This window comes from Nocardia sp. NPDC047648 (assembly GCF_040642815.1).
Taxonomy (GTDB): domain Bacteria; phylum Actinomycetota; class Actinomycetes; order Mycobacteriales; family Mycobacteriaceae; genus Nocardia; species Nocardia gamkensis.
The window spans coordinates 143115-162644 of sequence record NZ_JBEYSX010000001.1 but is presented as its reverse complement, the minus strand read 5'-3'; the positions used below and the strand labels follow the sequence as shown (position 1 = coordinate 162644).

Genomic DNA, 19530 nt, shown 5'->3' with positions numbered 1-19530 from the left:
CTGCCGCTCTCGGGGCCACCCCGTCTCGGAAGGACGCCGGACCCGCCGTGGTCCTGCGCACGCCCCGCCTGAGCGACGGCGCTCCGATGTGGCGCATCGCGAAGGATTCCGCGGTGCTGGACCTCAATTCGAGCTACGCGTACCTGATGTGGTGCCGCGATTTCGCCGGAACCTCGGTGGTCGCCGAACTGGACGGCCGCGTCGTCGGCTACGTGATCGGATTCGTCCGCCCGCAGGCGCCCGACACCGTCTTCGTCTGGCAGATCGCGGTGGACCGCTCGCAGCGCGGACGCGGGATCGGCGCCGAGCTGCTCCACACGTTGCTCAACAGTGTTGCCGCGCAAGGCGTCTCGGTGCTCGAGACGACCATCTCACCGGACAACGCAGGTTCCATAGCCCTGTTCACGTCGGTGGCGGCGGCCCGGGGCGCGGATCTGACCAAGCGTCCCCTGTTCGACGCGGGCGTCTTCCCCGACAGCCACGCACCCGAAGACCTGTATCACATCGCCCCGACCGCCCGCACCACCGAGGAGGATCACCGATGATCAACGCCGACACCACCGTTTTCGAAAGCCTGGAGTCGAACGTGCGCGGTTATTGCCGTGCCTGGCCCACCGTGTTCACCACGGCGAAGGGCAGCTGGCTGCGCGACGAGGAGGGCAAGGAGTACCTCGACTTCTTCGCGGGCGCAGGCGCATTGAACTACGGCCACAACAACGACGTGCTCAAGCGCTCGCTGCTGGACTACATCGCGAGCGACGGCATCACCCACGGCCTGGACATGTCGACCGCGGCCAAGCGTGAGCTTCTGGAGACGTTGCGCGACACTCTGTTCACCCCGCGCGGACTCGACTACAAGGTCCAGTTCCCCGGCCCCACCGGCGCCAACGCGGTCGAGGCCGCGCTCAAGCTTGCGCGCAAGGTGACCGGTCGCGAGACCATCGTCAGCTTCACCAACGCATTTCACGGCATGACCCTCGGCGCGCTGTCGGTGACCGGCAACGCGGCCAAGCGCGCGGGCGCCGGTGTGCCGTTGGTGCACGCCGCGCACATGCCCTACGACGGCTACTTCGACGGCACGACCGCCGACTTCCAGTGGATGGAGAAGGTGCTCGACGACACGTCGTCCGGCTTCGACCGCCCGGCCGCGGTGATCGTGGAGACGGTGCAGGGCGAAGGTGGCGTCAACGTCGCCCGCGCCGAGTGGCTGCGGCACCTCGCCGGCCTGTGCGGGGAGCGGGAGATCCTGCTGATCGTCGACGACGTGCAGATGGGCTGCGGCCGCACCGGGCCGTTCTTCTCCTTCGAGATCGCGGGCATCACGCCCGATATCGTCACGCTGTCGAAGTCGATCGGCGGCTACGGCCTGCCGATGGCGCTGGTGCTGTTCAAGCCGGAACTCGACGAGTGGTCGCCGGGTGAGCACAACGGAACGTTCCGCGGCAACAATCCCGCGTTCGTCACGGCGACGACCGCCCTGCGCCACTACTGGTCCGACGACGCCCTCCAGAAGGCGACCGAGGTCAAGGGCGAGAAGATCGCGCGCACCCTCGGTGAACTCGCGGGATACTTCCCCGGCGTCTCGACCCGTGGCCGCGGATTGGTGCAAGGCGTGGTGTTCGACGATCCCTCGCAGGCGGGCAAGGTGTGCCAGATCGCCTTCGAGCGCGGGCTGCTGGTGGAGACCTCCGGTTCCACCGACGAGGTGGTGAAGCTGCTGCCGCCGCTGACGGTCACCGACCAGGAACTCGACCAGGGTTTGCAGATCCTCACCGGCGCCGTCGAGTCGGTGTGCGGCGGAATGGGGGCGATGGCATGATCGTGCGCAGCACCGCGGAGATCACCGGCACCGAGCGTGACGTGGCGGGCGAGGGCTGGCGCAGCAAGCGCATCGTCCTCGGCGGCGACGGCGTCGGCTTCTCCTTCCACGAGACCACCATTGACGCGGGGACGGTGCACGAGTTCCACTATGTGCATCACGTGGAAGCCGTGTGGCTCGTCGAGGGCGAGGGCACGCTGACCGATCTGGACAACGGCGTCACCTACGAGCTCGCACCCGGCTCGATGTACCTGCTCGACGGACACGAGCGGCACCGCTTGGAAGTGCGCACCACGATGCGGATGATGTGCGTGTTCAATCCGCCGGTCACCGGGCAGGAGGTTCACGACAGCAACGGCGTCTACCCGCTGGTCGCCGCGAACATCGGAGGTTGAGAACACCAATGGTTCTGCAGCACACCGAAACCCGGCCCGAGACGGCTCGCTACGATCGCTACCCGACCCGTCTCGGCACGCCCGCTCCGCACCTGGAGCGCGCCGACCCCGCGGTGTGGGGAGAGATCGAGAGCCCGGAACTCGCCTCGTTCGACGCCGACGGGTTCGCCATCATGGACCAGCTGCTCACGCCCGACGAAGTGGCCCACTTCAGCGGCGAGATCAGCAGGCTCGCGAACGACCCGGCCCTGCGCGACGACGACCGGGTCATCGTGGAGAAGTCCTCGAACCGCGTGCGCTCGGTCTTCGAGGTGCACGAGCTGAGCGAGGCGATCGCCGAACTGGTGCGTCAGCCGCGGGTGCTCCGGCTCGCCGAGCAGGTGCTGGGTTCGCCGGTGTACGTGCACCAGAGCCGGGTGAACTACATGCCCGGCTTCCGTGGCACCGGGTTCTACTGGCATTCCGATTTCGAGACCTGGCACGCCGAGGACGGCATGCCCGCGCCGCGTGCGGTGAGCCTGTCGATCGCGCTGACCGACAACTACCCGATCAACGGCAGTCTCATGGTGATGCCGGGCTCGCACCACACCTTCGTGCCGTGCCTGGGCAGCACCCCGGCCGAGCACTATCGGGAGTCGTTGCAGGAGCAGGAGATCGGCGTGCCGACGACCGACGACATCACCGCGCTGGCGAACCGTTACGGGATCAGTCAGTTCACCGGCCGGGCGGGTTCGGCGCTGCTGTTCGACTCCAATCTCATGCACGGGTCGTCGAACAACATCACGCCGTTCCCGCGATCGAACATCTTCGTGGTGTTCAACAGCGTGCACAACACGCTGGTCGAACCGTTCGCCGCGCCCGCCCCGCGACCGGGCTACATCGGCAGCCGCGACTTCACGCCGCTGTCGGCCTGAGCCGGAGCAGCCCCGCGCGTGCGGCCCGCCCAACCGCTGGGCGGCCCGCACGCGCGGGGCGTTTCGCACGGCAGCCGCCGACTTCGCGCACCCACGGGTCAGGCAAGTCGCCGGATCGCTTCCGGACCCAGGTCGGCGATCGTCGGGTACCCGTCCACCGCCATCAGCAGGTCCGCCTCGGCGAGCAGTGAACGCAGCACGTGTACGAGGCCGTCGACGCCGCCGAGGGCGAGTCCGTAGGGGTAGGGACGGCCGATCCCGACGGCCGTCGCACCGAGCGCCAGCGCTTTGACGATGTCGGCGCCGGTGCGGACGCCGGAGTCGAACAGCACGGGCAGACCGTCGGCCGCCGCGACCACCTCGGGCAGATGCTCGATCGCCGGGATACCGCCGTTGGCTTGCCTGCCGCCGTGATTCGAGCAATAGATGCCGTCGACACCCGCGTCCTTGGCACGCCGCGCGTCGTCGGGATGACAGATGCCCTTCAGCACGAGCGGCAGCGTCGTCAGCGACCGGAGCCATGCCAGGTCATCCCACGTCAACGCGTTGCCGAAGAGCGAGATCCAGGTCAGGATGGCTGTCTTCGGGTCTTGCTCGGGTGGACTGGACAGCAAGCCGCGGAACACCGGATCGCTGAAGTAGTTGGCCAGGCAGTGTCCCCGCAACTGCGGGAAGTTGGAGATCGCCAGATCGCGCGGGCGCCAGCCGGGCACCCAGGTGTCCAAGGTGACCACGATGGCCTTGAAGCCCGCGGCCTCGGCCCGCTGGACCAGGCTCTGCGCGAGGTCCCGGTTGGTGGGGGTATAGAGCTGGAACATTCCGGGGGTGTCACCGAACTCCGCCGCCACCTGTTCCAGCGGATCCACGGTGAGGGTGGAGGCGACCATCGGGACGCCGGTGCGCGCCGCGGCCTTCGCGGTGGCGATGTCACCGTGCCCGTCCTGCGCGCACAATCCGATCACGCCGACCGGGGCCAGGAAGACCGGCGTCGGCAGCGTCATCCCGAACAGTTCGATCGAGAGGTCTCGCGTCTTGCTCGCGCGCAGCATGCGGGGGACCAGGCCCAGTTTCTCGAAAGCCGCCACGTTGGCACGCTGGGTGCGTTCATCGCCGGCCCCACCCGCCACATACGACCAGACGCCAGGAGGTAGCGCCGCCTGGGCTTTCGCTTCCAGCTCGGCGTACGTCATCGGGAAATCGGGCAGCACACCTCCGAGGCCCTGGAAATAGATCTCGTTCTGATAGTCGCCGAAGTTGGTCACGCCGCTCCTGTCCTCGTCTCGATGCATGAATGTATCCGATACGTTCCTGTAGCGAGCCCGGCTCACGCCCGCAGCGCCCTGTACAGGATCAGCCAGCGATCGGGAGAGACCAGCCCCACCGGCTGTTCGAGCGAGATTCCGGCTGCCCGGCAGGCGCCGCGCACCGCGCCGGCGGGGAACTCCCGCCGCAGCGACGCCGCCACACTGCCGCCGACCCCCGAGAAACCCAGCTCGACCAATCTGCGGTACGCACCGATCCGCTCGCGCGGCAGCAGCGGAACCGGCCGGGTGCGCAACCGCAGGATGGCGGCATCCACCCGCGGAACCGGATGGAAACTGTGCCTGCCGACGCGCGCGCCCAGCTCGATCGCCGTCGTCGGCCAGTGGCCGACGGTGAGCTTGGTCCAGCGCCCGTAGTCACCGGAGTGCTTGCGGGCGAATTCGAGCTGGGTGAGCAGCGTGGCGGAGGTGAGTCCTCGCGCGGCCAGACACCAGCGCACGATGTCGGTCGTGCTGCCGAACGGCACGTTGGCCACCACCGCGAACGGCTCACGCGGCGGGCACACCTTGCGGACATCTCGGTGATACAACCGAATTCGCGGATCGTCGGCGTAGCGGCGGCGCAGCAGTGCCGCGTAGCGCGGATCCTTCTCGTAGGCCTGCACCCGTCCACACGCCTTGAGCAATTGCCTGGTCAGCATGCCGTCACCGGGTCCGATTTCGAGGACGAGATCCTCGGCGGTGATGCCGGAAGCGCGCACGATCAGCCGGGCGGCGCCGATATCGGTGAGGAAATTCTGCGACAGCAGTTTTCGCGTGTTCGAGGAGACGGCCGCGCCGCCGCGGGCACGCGAAAGGGAACGATGGTGGGACATGGGTGTCCTCCGAACGGAGTGGTCGAATCGGGAAGGTCGATTCGCCCGGACCCATGCCAGGGCACGAAGAACCCCGCGGCCGCTATCGGCCGATACGGATTCCGCTCGAACGGATCAGGAGATCGGAGCGGTACGGTGCGCCGGCACAGCCCGGGCCTCCGTACGCAGCCGGATGTGATACGCGCCGACCGCGTACGCTCCGTTCACGCCAGGACTGCCACACATGTCCCGCAACGTACGACATCCGCGCTTCCAGGTGCCACTTCTTTTCCCGCGGGATCGCGAGGCGGGCGGGCCGGGATTCAGAGGGATGTCGGCTGACCGACCACGTCCGGGTCTTGCAGCTCGGCGGCGAATGTCCGCCAAGACTTGGCCTCCGCGTGTTTGCCGAGCTGGTCGAGCAGATCGGCGAGTTCGGCGATGGCGCGCGGCTCGCGGCGGTCGGCGGCGGTGCGCCACCAGGATTCGGCTCCGACCGGATCGCCGCGCCGTAGTCGAACCATGCCGAGTTCGTATGCGGCGCCGGCGTGCCCGGCCTCCGAGGCCTGCGCCCACAACCCGCACGCCTGGTCTTCCTCGCCCCTGCGGTACATCGCTACGCCCAGGTCGTAGAGCGCACCACGATATCCGGGATCGCCGGACTGCGTCGGCTCGCTCGACCGCCGCGGCGCATCGACCGGCGCAGAGTGCTCGGCGAGCCGCGGGAGTCCGTCCGGAGCAGGCGCGGCGTCGGGAAGGATGCCGGGCGCGGCGATCGGCGTACTCGCCTCGGGAGGGGTGCTCGTCACCGGCGGGCCGATCTCCGGGCGGCCGGCCTCCCGCACCGTGCCCGCGGGTGCGCCGGAGGAGGTGCTCGGCACGGGCGGGCCGATCTCCGGGGCCGGTGTATTCGCTGCGGGCGGCGTCGTCCGCGACACCGGCTCGCCGGAAGATTTCGAGACGCCCGGTGCGGGATCCGGCTTCGCAGTGCCGGGACCGGCGAGCGCAGTGTCCGCCGCGGATTTCGCGTGCGTGCCGACTGGCTCGAATGCGCGAAATGGGGCCGCCGCGGTCCCGGGGTCCGCGACCGGCGAGCTGGAATCGCTGTGTGGCCCTTCCGTCGCCGGTCGAGTGGTGGCCGAGCCGGGAGAGGCTTCGGTGGGATGCGGATCTTCCTGCGCAGGTACCGAAGCGGGAGGCGAAATCTCCGCCTGGGACCGGGTGTGCCTGCCGTTGCGGGCGAAGGCGTGAAAGGGGTCCGGTGCGCTCCAGGGGTTCGCGACCAGCGGGCTGGATCCGGTGCGCGTCCCGTCGGCCGCGGGGCGAGGGATGGGCGGGAATGCCGGGGCGGGTGGCGTATTGCCGGTTGCCGGGCGTGCCGGGTCTCCGGGCGGATGCGTATGCGCGACCGGGGGGCCGAACGCGCCGTAGGAGTCCGCCGCAGATCTCTCGGTGCGTGGACGGATGTAAAGACCGTGCGCGGGTACTTCGGCCTGCGCTTGCGGATTCTGCGGGTCGCCCTTCGCTTTCGACCGGCTGTCGGCGGCGGGTGGAACGGGACCACTGTGGGCGGCGTCGGTCACGGATTGTCCGGCGAGCGGGCGCGGCGCCGGGTGCGGGTTGTCCGGGCTGCGGGAGCCGGAAGCGGAGTGTGGGGCTTCCGGAGTGGATCGTGCGGCGCGGGACGACTGCAGATTCAGGAAAAGGCTGCCCGATCGCTGGGGTGGCGTGCTCTGGGACGCTTGTCCGTTCCCGCCACCCACGGCCGCGGACGGATCGGCGGCAAGCCATTCGGCCGCAGCCGCGGGTTCGAATGCGGCCGCAGTGGCGTCGATCCGCGGAACCGGCATGGTCGGCGCGGTGGGCGGACCCGCCGGGGAAGCGGGAAGCGAGGCGGGCGGGCTCATGCCGATCGAAGCCGCCGCCGGGGTGGCGGTCGCCGGCGGCTCCGCCGCGACAGGTGTGGGAGCGGTGGAGACTTCCACCACCAGGTTCGCGAAGTTCGGCGGTCCCTCGCCGATGCTGCACCACAAAACGACGCGACCGTTGGGCCGGTGCTCGACAACGATGCCGTAGTTGCCCGCCCAGGACTTCTGCGTGCCGAATTCGTCCACCCAGACCGGTGTCAGCGTCACCAGGGTCACCGGCGCGGCGGGCGTGACGTCGAAGCTCACACCCGCGGCCAGCGCGTCGCTCCACGCGTCGACGCCGGCGAGTGAACGTCCGTGCAGGTCCAGGTAGCCGTCGACGACCGAGAGCCCCATTCCGAGCCCGCGCAGTCCGGCGGGTGGCGCCGCCGAGATCATCGTCAAGGTGACGGTGGTGGGTGCGGGACCGACCTGCTCGGTGTACATCGGGTAGACCATGCTGCCGTGCCAGCGGATCGGGTCGGCGCTCTGGTAGCGCGCGGCCAGCGGCAGCTCTTCGGGCGTATTCCGGGCAGCCCACGACGAATACCGCTCGTTCACTGTCGCGCGCCTGCCTTTCCACCCGATCCCGACCGCCGCCCCCGCGCCGGGCGGCGGGGTATACCGTACTCGCCGCGAACCATGACTGCGTTGCAATCCCTCGGCCGTAGGTAATGCCCCGAGGCTCAACGCTACCGGGGGGTTCGTCTCATTTCCCAATGGTGCGCAACGCGCCGTGGTCGGCAGGTGATCGCGTGATGAGCTGGGTCGCAAGTGCTGTGGGCGGTCATCCGGCAGGTGGGCGGCCCGCTTCGGGGACTCGCCACTGTGCGTCACGCGTCGGCGAAGCGCTCGTTCACATCGGCGCCCCGCTTTCCCGGGCGAAGGGTCCGCGGCGACCGTCGTTCCGGAACCGGCGGGGCGGGGTGCGCCGTGGAGTCGTCGTCTCGCCGGAAGCGCTTCCACGGAACGCCGAACAGGCGACCAAGCGCTTGCTACGCTCGATCGATGATCTCCACGGTGGTCTGGGGGACCGGCAATGTCGGCCGGGCGGCCATCCGAGCCGTCGATGCGCACCCGGCGCTGCGTTTGACCGGGGTGCTCGTACACGATCCGGCGAAGATCGGCCGCGACGCGGGCGAACTCGGCGGCCTCGGCCATGACCTCGGCGTTCCGGCCACCGACGACGTCGGCGGCGTTCTCGACGCGCACCCGGACGCGGTGGTCTACGCGGCCTCCGGCGATATCCGTCCCGACGACGCGCTCACCGATATCCTGCGCGCACTCCGCGCGGGCGCGGTGGTCGTCACCCCGGCGCTCTACGCCCTCTACGATCCGCGCAACGCACCGCCGGAGGTCCGCGACCCGGTGCTGGCCGCGATCGCCGAGGGCGGTGGCTCGCTGTTCGTCTCCGGTATCGACCCCGGTTGGGGCAACGATGTACTGCCCCTGCTGATCAGCGGACTCGGCGGCACCGTGGAGACGATCCGCTGTCAGGAGATCTTCGACTACTCCACCTACGACCAGCCGGACTCGGTGCGCTACCTGGTCGGCATGGGCCAGCCGATGGACTACCAGCCGCCGATGCTCGCGCCGTCGGTGCCGACGATGGTGTGGGGCGGGCAGATCCGGCTCATGGCACGGGCGCTCGGTGCCGAACTCGACGAGATCCGCGAGACGCTGGACCGGCGTGCCCTGGACGCGACCGTCACCACGACATCCATGGGCGAGTTCGCGGCGGGCACGCAGGGCGCCGTGCGATTCGAAGTCCAGGGCATCGTCGATGGGCAGCCGCGGCTGATCATCGAGCACGTCACCCGAATCCATCCCTCCTGTGCGCCCGATTGGCCCACACCGGCCGACGGCGGCGCGGGTGCGCACCGGGTGATCATCGAGGGTCACCCGCGCATCGAGGTGACCGTCGAGGCCACCGACGAAGACGGCAACCGCTCCGCGGGCGGGAACGCCACGGCCGTCGGCCGCCTGGTCGGCGCCATCGACTGGCTGATCGCCGCGCGGCCCGGACTCTACGACGCACTGGACATCCCGCTGCGTCCCGCGGCAGGCAAACTCGGAAGGAAGCACGCATGATCATCGACGTCCCCGAGGGCAAGGATCCGATCGGCTACGTCTGGGGCGAAATGGTTCCCGGCATCGGCGTCGCCGCCTCGAATTTCTCGCTGTCGGTGTACTCGCACAGCACGCTCGGCCTGCGTGAATTCGAGGCCGCGCGGCTGCGCATCGCCCAGCTCAACGGGTGCCTGTTCTGCATGGACTGGCGCACCGAACGGGACGGCGCCAAAGTCGAGCCGGAATTCGCCGACGCGGTCACGCAGTGGCGCACCACCGACGCCTTCGACGAACGCACCAGGCTCGCCGCCGAATACGCCGAACGTTACGCCACCGACCACCACAATCTCGACGAAGAGTTCTGGAACCGGATGTTCGCCCACTACACCCAGGTGGAAGTGGTGGAACTGAGCATGAGCATCGGCTCGTGGCTCGCTTTCGGCCGCCTGAATCGTGTGCTCGGCCTCGATGCGGTCTGCGTGCTGCCCGATCATTCCGCCGGCCGATGAATCGGCGCAGGAGAAGCTAAGTCGGTATCTTCGACACCCACGCCGGCTGCCCGTCGACCAAACCCAGTTCGAACTCCTCGGGAGCGTCCAGCACGGCGCCGAGTTGACGGAGCGCTCGATCCGCCGAGATCTCCGCCGGAAAACGGATGTATTCGAGGGTCGCGCCGGATATGCGGGCCCGGAATCGGTACCGGAATTCGACGTGACCCGCGTAGGTCAGCGCGATGCGGCCCTGCCAGTCGATGTCGTGCCTGCCGTCGGGACGCCGGGTGAAGAACACCTCTTGGTCGGCGACGGAGTCGTGCCCGAGCAGATAGATGTTGAACGCCAGGCATTCGACATCGTCGGCGTGCGCGAGGGGCAGTGGATCGACCGTGAGACGTTGCGGCTGTTCGGATCTCAGCAGGAAAGGGCGGCCCGGGGCCGCGGCGCGCAGCCCGGTGGCGTCGTCTTCGCCCCAGTACGTGGACGACAGCGTGCAGCTGTGATAGTTCTGCCAGGTGATCGGCGACATCCAGCTCTCGCCGTTGTCCTCGTCGTCAGTGGCGTCGCGTTCGGCGTTGTACGCCGCGGAGCGCAGATGCAGATCGAACCACAGGCTGCCGGCCTGGTCCATGCGGCCGGTCCACGCGAACTCTTCGATCGCGTGCCCTTCCGGCCACGGATTTCCCGGGAACACAATTCTCCCGGCGGGCGAGAAACGCACCAGGTCGGTCCTTTCCATGCCGACACACCCTAGCGACCGAGACCGACAAACTCGACATGCCAGAACCGGGAAGCCGCGCCGTGCCGGGTTCCGCCTCAGGCCTTGGCCGGTGTCTCCTCCTCCGGTCGAGCGGCCGGAGGCTCGTCCACCGTCCGCTTGGGCCCGGTGAACCACGTCCGGGCCGACGCCAGCCACCAGATGCCGATCGCGCCCACCACGCCCACCAGCGTGATCGGCGCGTAATTCACGGTGCTCCAGGTGAAATCACTGTGCCACGGATACCCGCGGGCGTCGGTGGGCAGGATGAACAGCACGCTGATCAGCGCGATCCAGATCAGCGCGACCGATCCGACCGGGCGGTACCACCGCCCCAGTTGCCATGGGCCGGTGCGGAACCGAGCGCCGTGGCGCTGCCGCAGCAGGATCGGGATGCCGTAGGCGATATAGAGCCCGATGGTCGCGATCGAGGTGGCCGCGGCATACGCGGTCGGTGCGTTCGCCGGGGGCACCAGCATCGAGGGAATCAACAGCACGAACGCGAAGAACGAGATGAACAGCACGGCGTGCACCGGCACCTTCCGCGGGGAAAGCCTCGACCAGAACTTCGACCCGGGCACCGCGCCGTCGCGGGCGAATGCGAACAGCATCCGGGAGGCGGAGGTCACCGAGGCATATCCGCAGAACAATTGCGCGACCGCCGCGATGATCAGCAGCAGCCCCGACCAGAACCCGCTCAGCGAGTTCTCCAGGATATAGATGACGGGATAACCGCTGTTCTTCTCCGGGTCCAGCGCGTCGTCCAGATTCGGGACGGCGAACGTCACCGCCATGATGAGCAGATATCCGGCGATCGCCGATACGACGATCGTGTTGATGATCCCTTTGGCGGCCATCCGGGACGCGTCGTGCGTTTCCTCCGACATATGCGCCGAAGCGTCGTAGCCGGTGAACGTGTACTGCGCGTGCAGCAGGCCGAGCAGGAAGCTGAACGCGACCCCGCCGAATCCGATCGCGCTGTTGTCGACGGTCTCGGTGAAGACCCATCCGGCGCTCTGGTGGTGTCGCGCCCCGAAGCCGAGGACGACGACGAAAATCGCCACGCCACCGACGTGCCACCACGCGGACACATTGTTGATCACCGCCGACAGATGCGGGCCGAGCGCGTTCAGGGTCGCGTGCAAGACCAGAATGACGGCGAACACCAGGAAGATCGCGGTGCGGTCGGTGCCGATCTCGATCCCGACGACGTTCAGCACGACCGTGGTGAAGATGGCCGCGCCGTAATCGATCGCCGCGGTGACCGCGATCTGTCCGATCAGGTTGAACCACCCGGTGAACCAACCCCACACCGGCCCGCCCAGTTCGGCGGCCCACCAGTACAGCCCGCCCGAGGTGGGGTAGGCGGAGGCCAATTCCGCCATGGCGAGCCCCACGAACAGCACCATGATCGAGACCAGTGGCCATCCCCAGGACATGGTGATCGGGCCACCGTTTGCCAAACCGATGCCGTAGCTGGCCAACCCGCCGGTCAGGATGGACACGATGGTGAAGCTGATGGCGAAATTGGAGAAGCCCGACCAGGACCTGGCGAGTTCTTGTTTGTAGCCCAGTTCGGCGAGCCGACGTTCGTCGTCGGAAGGTGGTCGGGTGTCGGTCATATCGTGCTCCCGGGTGAAAACGCTGCCCTCATACCGCGTTTGCCAGAAGATCAGTGTGCGGTACCGACCGGTCCACCGCATGGCAACCAGCGAATTCGCGAAACGGCGGCCCCGGCGCCCGCTCAGGGGACGCCGAACGTAGCGTGAGGGCCATGAGCGAGCGACTGGTGGTCATCGGCGGTGACGCGACGGGCATGTCGGCGGCCTCGCAGGCACGCCGGATGAAGGACGCGAGTGCGCTGGAGATCGTCGTCTTCGAACGCGGGGGTTTCACCTCGTACTCGGCCTGCGGCATTCCGTACTGGGTCGGCGGACACGTCGCCGAGCGGGACGCCCTGATCGCCCGCACACCCGAGGAACACCGCTCCCGCGAGATCGACCTGCGGCTGTACACCGAGGTGACCGAGATCGACGTCGACGCGGGCCGGGTGCGCTACCGCGACCGGGAGACCGGCGCCTCGGCGTGGATGCCCTACGACCAACTGGTGATCGCCACCGGTGCGCGCCCGGTCCGGCCACCGCTGCCCGGTATCGACGCGCAGGGTGTGCACGGAGTGCAGACCCTCGACGACGGGCAGGCGCTGCTCGGGACGCTGGAGCAAGCGCGCGGTAACCGCGCCGTCGTGGTGGGCGCGGGCTACATCGGCGTGGAGATGGCGGAGGCGCTCATCCGGCGCGGTTACGACGTCACCATGGTCAACCGCGGTCCGGAACCGATGTCCACGCTCGATCCCGACATGGGCGCGCTGGTGCGCGAGGCGATGTGCGGGATGGGTATCAAGGTCGTCGCCGACGCGGAAGTGGCCGGGCTGCGGACCGCCGAGGACGGCCGGGTCGCCGCGGTCGTCACCGATGCCGCGGAATATCCGGCGGACGTCGTGGTGCTGGGCATCGGCGTGCACCCGGAGACCGAACTGGCCCGCGCCGCCGGACTTCCGCTGGGGCAGCACGGCGGGCTGCGGACCGATCTCGCCATGCGGGTGCGCGGGCACGAGAACATCTGGGCCGGCGGCGACTGCGTCGAGGTGCTGGATCTGGTCTCGGGCCGGGAACGCCACATTCCGCTCGGCACCCACGCCAACAAACACGGTCAGATCATCGGCGCGAACATCGGCGGGGGATACGCGATCTTTCCCGGCGTCGTGGGCACCGCGGTCAGCAAGGTCTGCGAACTCGAGGTGGCCCGAACGGGCCTGCGCGAGAAGGACGCCCAGGCGGCCGGTCTGCAGTACGTGACCGTCACGGTGGAGGCCACCAACCGGGCGGGCTATTACCCCGACGCGGCGCCGATGACGGTGAAGATGCTCGCCGAGCGTTTCACCGGCCGCCTGCTCGGCGCGCAGATCGTGGGTCGCGAGGGCGCGGGCAAACGCGTCGACATCGCGGCGGTCGCGCTGACCGCCCGGATGACCGTCGAGCAGATGACGATGCTCGACCTCGGCTACGCGCCGCCGTTCTCCCCGGTGTGGGACCCGGTCCTGGTGGCCGCGCGCAAAGCCGTCGGCGCCGTGCGCGAGCGCCGGTAGCGCGCTCAGGCGCCGAAGAGTTCGAGCAGTTCGTTCTTGCCGAACATGACCGCGGCGTCGCGGGCCGACGGAGTGCCCGCGTCGGGGTCGGCTCCGGCCGCCGTGAGGTGCCGGACGATCTCGGTCTCGCCCTTGAAAACCGCCCCCGCCAGCGGGGTTTGGCCTTTGTCGTTCGCGCGGTTCGGATCGGCCGACCGCTTCAGCAGCGCCACCACGGCCTCGGTGTGCCCGTGGTAGGCGGCGAGCATGAGCAGCGTGTCGCCCGCGTCGTTGGTGAGGTCGACCGGCACGCCCGCGTCCACATAGGCGGCCAGCCGCGCGGAGTCACCTCGGCGAGCGAAGTCGAACACCTTGCCGGCCAGTTCGAGCAGTTCCGGATCGATCTCCTCGGCGCTCATCCGCTCACTCCTCTCCCGGGCCGCGCCCCGGTCAGTGCGTTGCCGCGGGCTTTCCCAGTTGTTCGCGCACTATGCGCAGATCGGCGACGAACGCATCGTAGGCCGCGGTGCGGTCGGGCGCGCGCAGCACCGACGACGGGTGCACCGTGGCGACCGCGCGGAACTCCGCTGTCTCGACGACTTCGCCGCGGCGTTCACTGACCTTGAAGGAAGGGCCCAGCAGCGCCTGCGCGGCGATCGCCCCGAGACACACCACCAATCGCGGCCGCAGCAATCCGAGTTCGGCGTCGAGCCATGCCGAGCAGGCGACCACCTCGGTACGGCCGGGCTGTTTGTGAATTCGTCGTTTGCCGCGCTCGACGAACTTGAAGTGTTTCACCGCGTTGGTCACGTAGACCGCGTCGCGATCGATGCCGACGTCCGCAAGCGCCCGGTCGAGCAGCCGTCCCGCCGGGCCGACGAACGGCTGCCCCGCCACGTCCTCCTGATCGCCGGGTTGCTCACCGATCAGCACGACATCCGCGTCCGGGGGACCCGCACCGAAGACCGTCTGCGTGGCGTGGCGGTAGAGATCGCAGCCACGGCAATCGCACGCCGCCGCGCGCAGCCGCGCCAAGTCCGCGTCCTCGGGGACGAACGTCGCGGCGCCGGGCGCCTTCATCGCTGTTCTCCTCCTGCCCTTCGCGGGGCTGCGACCGCCATTCACCGACCTCCTCCGCCGACCGATGCTGCTGGCGGCTTACCCGTTTCCACGGCCATCACGCGCCGGTCGCGAATCTCCCTCCCACATGCTGAACGGCCGGGCATGGGTCGGTATAGTCGCCGCGGATGAGTAGTGTCACCGCCCCCGCCGCAACGCCGATGTCCCAGAACCGTCGACTCGGGCGTGTGCTTCGGCTGGCGCCGGTCCTCTCGATCGCGTTCTCCGCATTCTGTCTGCTGACACCGGTCGGTCCGTTCCATAAGATCACCGGCGGGTTCATCGATCTGCAGGTGTATCGGCTGGGCGTGGATGCCATGCGGCACGGCGCCGACATGTACGGGCAACTGCCGCAGACCACCATCGGGGCGGGTCTGCCGTTCATCTACCCGCCGTTCGCCGCGCTCGCGCTCGGCCCGTTCGCGATGCTGCCCTGGGACGTGGCCGCCCCGAGCTTCTTCGTCTCCTCGGTGGCCGCGCTCGCTCTCACGCTCTATCTGGTGGCGCGGCGGGTATGGCCACACGAGTCGCAGCGCGGTCTCGCGGTCTGGGCCACCGGGTGTGCCACTCCGTTGGGACTGCTGCTCGAGCCGATCCACTCCACGCTGGACTTCGGTCAGGTCAACCTGCTGCTGATGGCTTTGGTCGCGGCGGATTGCCTCACCCACAAGCCGCGCTGGCCCCGGGGCATGCTGATCGGCCTCGCCGCCGCGATCAAGCTGACACCCGCGGCGTTCGTGCTCTACTTCCTGGTCCGCCGGGACTACCGTGCGGCCGTGACCGCCGCGGTCACCGGTGCGGCCGCGACGGCGCTGGGCTTCGCGATCCTGCCGAAGGAATCCGTCAAGTATTGGTTCGGCGGTCTCGGCAACGTGTCCGGGCTGAGCGGCTCGGCATTCCACACCAATCAGTCGATTCAAGCGGTGTTCGCTAGGTTCGAAGTGCCGGAGCCCGCCTTCACCGCGATCTGGTTGGTGCTCGGCGCCTTGGTGCTGGCGCTGGTCGTCACCGCGATGCGCCGGGCCGCCGACCTGCCCGCGCTCGCACTGGCCCTCAACGCCGTCTTCACGCTGCTGGTCTCGCCGATCTCTTGGTCGCACCACTGGGTGTGGATCGCGCCCGCGTTGTTCGCGGTCGTCGGGTACGCGACCCGCCTGCCCGTCCGGCGGGCGATCGGTTGGTGGGTGACGTTCGTGGTCACCGCCGCGGTGTTCGTCATCGGCCCGCACAACTGGCTGCCCGACGGCGAGCACCGGGAGACCGCGTGGACGCCCTGGCAGCACTTCATCGGCAACACCTACGTCTGGTTCAGCGTGGTGCTCGTCGTGCTGTTCCTGATCGGCAGCAGGCGCAGCGTCGCACGGGTCGCGAAACCGGTACCGGACGAACCGGTTCACGCCTCCGATGCCACGCCTTCGGCGTTGAGCGCACGCTGAGCCGGCGAGCGGCGGCTACCTCTCGCCGCGTCAGCCCATGCCCGGCGCGGACGGCGCGACGAACAGGAAGCTCTTCTCCTCGACGCGCTTCTTGATGCGCCAGTGTCCGTCCGCGCGGACGAAGGTGTCCAGGTACCACAGTCCGCACAGCATCATCGTCGGCGGCCCGTCACCGCCGGACACCAGCATCGGATTGTGGCACATCGTCCGCCCGGTGGCCGTGTCACCGTCGACCGTGATGGACGAGTTGCTGATCAGATGTTGGAAGGCCGGGAAGTTCGGGAGGACGGAGGCGAGGAATTCCTTCGTTGCCGCCAGATCGCCCACCGAGCCGCCCATGGCCGAGTAGTCGATGTGCGCGTCGGGGGTGAACACCTCGTCCAGCAGGTCCCACTGCCGAGTGTCGACCGCGTGCGAATACCGCACCATCAGGTCTTCGATCTCGAGTCGATCCGAAATCTCCTGCAACGACAGCATGCCTGCCTCCGATTGACGTCGATACCCGGTAGATGCCACCAGGATTCGGCGTGCGAGGCAAGGGGCCGTGTGGTTACGCCCGGTGCGGCAGGATGTTCAGTACCAGCGTGAGCCCCGCCACAATGCTCACGCACGCCACCAGGGTGGTGAACGCGGATTGGGTGATCGTCGCGATGCCGATGGAAAAGGCAAGGCACGTGGCTAAAGCGAGCGCGCCGGTTCCCGGTTCCACACCGGCGATCCGGGTTGGTCGGTGATCCGTCATAGCTATGTAATACCCAGAGCGTGCCGTTACGAAACCGTGATAGATAGTCGGTTTTCCAGCCCGGCGTGTTCGCAGGTCAGGCATTCCGGCGCACGGCTCCGGCCAACGGGCGTACAGTACGTACGTACGGTTTGGTAGCGCGTCTCGGAGTGGCCGATGTGGGATCCCCAGCAATACCTCGCGTTCGACGACCACCGGTCCCGGCCCTTCTTCGACCTGCTCTCCCGGGTCACGGCGGCCCGGCCGCGGGAAATCGTGGATCTGGGCTGCGGTCCCGGGCATCTCACGGCCGTTCTCGCGCGTCGCTGGCCCGAGGCGATCGTGCGAGCGCTCGACTCCTCGCCGGAGATGGTCGCGGCCGCGCGTGAGCGCGGCATCGATGCGACGCTCGGCGCGGTGCAAGAGTGGCAGCCGGGCCCGAACACCGATGTCGTCGTGTGCAACGCGGTCCTCCACTGGGTGCCCGGCCACCCCGACCTGCTGGTGCGGTGGATGCGCGCGCTGTCCTCGGGCGCGTTCCTGGCCGTTCAGGTGCCCGGCAACTTCGACGCGCCCTCCCATCGGGCGATCCGTCGAGTGGCCGCCCGCGACGAGTGGCGCGACCGCCTCGGCCGAGCGGGCATCCTCGAACCGCGAGCGGTGCTCGATCCCGCCGGATACGCCGACCTGCTCACCGCCGCGGGTGCGGCGGTCGACGCCTGGGAAACGACCTACTTGCAGCGCCTGACCGGTGACGATCCGGTGCTCGAGTGGGTCTCCGGCACGGCGCTGCGGCCCGTGCGCGGCGCGCTCGACGACCCGCGGTGGCGGGAGTTCACCGCACAACTCGCTCCGCTGCTGCGCAGCGCCTATCCCCGGCGCGCCGACGGCACGACCTGGCTGCCGTTCCGGCGGGTCTTCGTCGTCGCCCGGAAGCGGTAACCGGACGCGTCGGCGGCTGCGGACGAGACCGGACAATCAGGTGTCCGCGTCCGGCGTCGGAGCTGCTCGCCGCGCCGGCCCGGTTGTGCGTGCTCTCGCCGGTGCGCCGGTGCGTCAATGGGCTTGCTCGTGCGCTGTGGACAGCAGCCGGTCGACGCGGTCGCGCAGTGCGCCGGACACCGCGGGAACGCCGATCGATGGGAGCTCCGCGGCTACGTTGGCGGCGAGAACCCGCAGCTTGGTGTTGGTTTCCTGGGATCGAACGCGCAGAATGGCGAACGCTTCGTCGGCGTCGAGGCCATAGACCAGCATCACCGCGCCCTTGGCTTGTTCGATCACCGCCCGGGCGGCTACCGGATCGAGATCCCCGGCTGCTATGCCGTCACCGTCGTCGCTCACAGTGACGCTCTACCCGCTCGCGGTGGTCTGACACGGCCTCGCGGCGGGAGGAACGACGACACCGCTGATGTCCTCGGCCCCGGGGGAGGGTTGACGCGGGCCGCGTGGATCGCGATACTTCGAACGTCATATCGATTGCGTATAACTCGTCCTGCGGAAACGCGATGGAGACAGATCAATGATGATCCATACGGCAGTCGAAGCATTTCTTCTGGCTCAGGTGGACGACCCGGTCCCCGAAGCTCCGCCGAACTCGGAAAAAATTCTCCAGCTGTTCCGGTATTTCACCTGGTTCGTGATTCTTTCTGGTGTCACCGGAATCGCCTACGCAGGCGGAAGATTCGCCTGGGAGAAGTGGAACGGCGGTCCGCTCGCGTCGGCGAAAATGGTCGCGGGCGGCATGCTCGGCGGCGTCATCGCCACCAGTGCGGGAACGATCATGAACGCGCTGATCGGGTGAGCCGGACTGCGCGGTGCGACGGGAGCGACGATCCGTCCGTGGCCGCGGTTATTCGGTGACCTCCAGTTCCACCAATTGACCTGGCGTGAAAGATTTCTCGCGCCGATTGGTCTCCACGCCGAAAACCGCGACCACGAGGTCGCCGCCCGGCTGGACCACTCCCGCTTGGGTGAGGGTGCCGTACCCGACGACGGATTCGCCTACATGATCGGCGAGTTCCGCCGCGGGAATTCGAATTGTTCTGCTCACGGGGCACCTCTATCGAGTCGAAGTGTCACTGGCTGCTGTGTGACGGTTCGCAGGAATCGATCCTAATCCGAGAAAGCGGACGCAGAACCCTTCGGTCGCCACCGAAGCGCAGCGCACCGACCCCGCGGCCGCAAACTCCGTCGTCAAAGCGGAAATCGGTGCGCCATAACGATTTACCCTCGCCGCCTTGACCGGTTCGTGACCAGCGCGAGCGCGTCGGCAACCTCGGCCTGGAAGTGCGGGCATTCGCGAAAGTCCTCGGAGGCGCAATCGAGAGCGTGCGAGACGGTCTCCAGCGCCGCGGTGGCCGCGGCGATACGACGGACGAGCCGAGCGCGATGCGCACGCAACAGCTCGCGGCGAGCGGCCCGGTCGGACGCCCCGGTGAACAGCGCGGCGAGTTCCTCCAGCGACAAACCAACTTGCTTGCCGAGCAGGATCATCGCCACGCTCTCCGCGTCGTCGTCGTGATATCGACGCCGGCCCGCGCCGTCCCGCCGCGGCGCGAGCAATCCCACCTCCTCCCAGTGCCGCAGCACGTGGGGTGCCAGACCGAAGCGCGCCGCGAGTTCACCGATGGACATGTCACCGCCCGCCATACCCGC

At 68.6% G+C, this 19530-nt stretch carries 22 protein-coding genes; 10 read left to right on the top strand and 12 right to left on the bottom strand.

Going from position 1 to position 19530, the window contains the following annotated elements:
* Positions 1-86: 86 nt before the first annotated feature.
* From ectA to thpD, 4 genes are read left to right on the top strand one after another with little or no spacing between them, the layout of a single operon-like run.
* The gene (gene ectA, locus ABZ803_RS00600) at positions 87-545 is read left to right on the top strand and encodes a diaminobutyrate acetyltransferase (protein WP_245548964.1); all 459 of its coding nucleotides are present in this window, start codon (positions 87-89) and stop codon (positions 543-545) included.
* Positions 542-1819: a diaminobutyrate--2-oxoglutarate transaminase gene (gene ectB, locus ABZ803_RS00595; RefSeq protein WP_357030831.1), complete on the top strand. Its 1278-nt coding sequence runs from the start codon at positions 542-544 to the stop codon at positions 1817-1819. Before ectA ends, ectB begins: the two co-directional genes overlap by 4 nt.
* Positions 1816-2214: an ectoine synthase gene (locus tag ABZ803_RS00590; RefSeq protein WP_040866808.1), complete on the top strand. Its 399-nt coding sequence runs from the start codon at positions 1816-1818 to the stop codon at positions 2212-2214. The genes ectB and ABZ803_RS00590 overlap by 4 nt, the downstream gene beginning before the upstream one ends.
* An 8-nt stretch (positions 2215-2222) precedes the next feature.
* Positions 2223-3128, top strand: a complete 906-nt coding sequence (gene thpD, locus ABZ803_RS00585; protein ID WP_357030828.1) for an ectoine hydroxylase — start codon at positions 2223-2225, stop codon at positions 3126-3128.
* A gap of 98 nt (positions 3129-3226) precedes the next feature.
* Here the strand turns inward: thpD and ABZ803_RS00580 are convergent, their stop codons facing one another.
* The 3 genes from ABZ803_RS00580 to ABZ803_RS00570 all read right to left on the bottom strand — a co-directional run bounded on the left by ABZ803_RS00580 (position 3227) and on the right by ABZ803_RS00570 (position 7712).
* Positions 3227-4390, bottom strand: a complete 1164-nt coding sequence (locus ABZ803_RS00580; protein WP_357030825.1) for a lactate 2-monooxygenase — start codon at positions 4388-4390, stop codon at positions 3227-3229.
* Positions 4391-4452: 62 nt separating this feature from the next.
* The gene (gene erm / locus ABZ803_RS00575; protein WP_357030822.1) at positions 4453-5265 is read right to left on the bottom strand and encodes a 23S ribosomal RNA methyltransferase Erm; all 813 of its coding nucleotides are present in this window, start codon (positions 5263-5265) and stop codon (positions 4453-4455) included.
* Positions 5266-5567: 302 nt separating this feature from the next.
* Entirely contained in the window at positions 5568-7712 is a 2145-nt protein-coding gene (locus tag ABZ803_RS00570; RefSeq protein WP_357030819.1) for a hypothetical protein, read from the bottom strand.
* 447 nt (positions 7713-8159) lie between these two features.
* Here ABZ803_RS00570 and ABZ803_RS00565 point away from each other — a divergent pair, with 447 nt between their 5' ends.
* Positions 8160-9242 carry a dihydrodipicolinate reductase gene (locus ABZ803_RS00565; RefSeq protein ID WP_357030816.1) on the top strand — a complete coding sequence of 361 codons (1083 nt, stop codon included), beginning with the start codon at positions 8160-8162 and terminating at the stop codon, positions 9240-9242.
* Positions 9239-9730 (top strand): carboxymuconolactone decarboxylase family protein, encoded by a 492-nt coding sequence (locus tag ABZ803_RS00560; RefSeq protein WP_357030813.1) that lies wholly within the window; start codon positions 9239-9241, stop codon positions 9728-9730. Before ABZ803_RS00565 ends, ABZ803_RS00560 begins: the two co-directional genes overlap by 4 nt.
* A gap of 16 nt (positions 9731-9746) precedes the next feature.
* On the opposite strand, the gene ABZ803_RS00555 is transcribed toward ABZ803_RS00560, so the two are convergent.
* Positions 9747-10454: a hypothetical protein gene (locus ABZ803_RS00555; protein ID WP_062969150.1), complete on the bottom strand. Its 708-nt coding sequence runs from the start codon at positions 10452-10454 to the stop codon at positions 9747-9749.
* Between the two features lie 77 nt (positions 10455-10531).
* A complete protein-coding gene (locus ABZ803_RS00550; protein WP_357030809.1) occupies positions 10532-12094 on the bottom strand; it encodes an amino acid permease in 1563 nt (520 codons plus the stop codon).
* A 152-nt stretch (positions 12095-12246) separates the two neighbouring features.
* Here ABZ803_RS00550 and ABZ803_RS00545 point away from each other — a divergent pair, with 152 nt between their 5' ends.
* A complete protein-coding gene (locus ABZ803_RS00545) occupies positions 12247-13620 on the top strand; it encodes an FAD-dependent oxidoreductase (RefSeq protein ID WP_357030806.1) in 1374 nt (457 codons plus the stop codon).
* Between the two features lie 5 nt (positions 13621-13625).
* Here ABZ803_RS00545 and ABZ803_RS00540 read toward each other — a convergent pair whose 3' ends face one another.
* Positions 13626-14018, bottom strand: a complete 393-nt coding sequence (locus ABZ803_RS00540) for an ankyrin repeat domain-containing protein (RefSeq protein ID WP_357030803.1) — start codon at positions 14016-14018, stop codon at positions 13626-13628.
* A 31-nt stretch (positions 14019-14049) separates the two neighbouring features.
* On the bottom strand, positions 14050-14679 hold the full coding sequence (locus tag ABZ803_RS00535; RefSeq protein ID WP_357030800.1) for a UdgX family uracil-DNA binding protein: 630 nt from the start codon (positions 14677-14679) through the stop codon (positions 14050-14052).
* Between the two features lie 167 nt (positions 14680-14846).
* On the opposite strand from ABZ803_RS00535, the gene ABZ803_RS00530 reads away from it, so the two are divergent.
* Positions 14847-16154: a glycosyltransferase 87 family protein gene (locus ABZ803_RS00530; protein ID WP_357030797.1), complete on the top strand. Its 1308-nt coding sequence runs from the start codon at positions 14847-14849 to the stop codon at positions 16152-16154.
* Positions 16155-16184: 30 nt separating this feature from the next.
* On the opposite strand, the gene ABZ803_RS00525 is transcribed toward ABZ803_RS00530, so the two are convergent.
* Positions 16185-16631 (bottom strand): nuclear transport factor 2 family protein, encoded by a 447-nt coding sequence (locus ABZ803_RS00525; protein WP_357030794.1) that lies wholly within the window; start codon positions 16629-16631, stop codon positions 16185-16187.
* A gap of 73 nt (positions 16632-16704) precedes the next feature.
* Positions 16705-16896: a hypothetical protein gene (locus ABZ803_RS00520; protein WP_040866818.1), complete on the bottom strand. Its 192-nt coding sequence runs from the start codon at positions 16894-16896 to the stop codon at positions 16705-16707.
* Between the two features lie 156 nt (positions 16897-17052).
* On the opposite strand from ABZ803_RS00520, the gene ABZ803_RS00515 reads away from it, so the two are divergent.
* Positions 17053-17817 (top strand): trans-aconitate 2-methyltransferase, encoded by a 765-nt coding sequence (locus ABZ803_RS00515; protein ID WP_357030790.1) that lies wholly within the window; start codon positions 17053-17055, stop codon positions 17815-17817.
* Between the two features lie 114 nt (positions 17818-17931).
* On the opposite strand, the gene ABZ803_RS00510 is transcribed toward ABZ803_RS00515, so the two are convergent.
* The gene (locus tag ABZ803_RS00510; protein WP_357030787.1) at positions 17932-18216 is read right to left on the bottom strand and encodes an ANTAR domain-containing protein; all 285 of its coding nucleotides are present in this window, start codon (positions 18214-18216) and stop codon (positions 17932-17934) included.
* Positions 18217-18397: 181 nt separating this feature from the next.
* Between ABZ803_RS00510 and ABZ803_RS00505 the strand changes: the two genes are divergently transcribed.
* Positions 18398-18676, top strand: a complete 279-nt coding sequence (locus ABZ803_RS00505) for a hypothetical protein (RefSeq protein WP_040866913.1) — start codon at positions 18398-18400, stop codon at positions 18674-18676.
* A 48-nt stretch (positions 18677-18724) separates the two neighbouring features.
* Here ABZ803_RS00505 and ABZ803_RS00500 read toward each other — a convergent pair whose 3' ends face one another.
* Positions 18725-18925, bottom strand: a complete 201-nt coding sequence (locus ABZ803_RS00500) for a hypothetical protein (RefSeq protein ID WP_040866820.1) — start codon at positions 18923-18925, stop codon at positions 18725-18727.
* Between the two features lie 173 nt (positions 18926-19098).
* Entirely contained in the window at positions 19099-19524 is a 426-nt protein-coding gene (locus ABZ803_RS00495) for a MerR family transcriptional regulator (protein ID WP_357030784.1), read from the bottom strand.
* Positions 19525-19530: the final 6 nt, after the last annotated feature.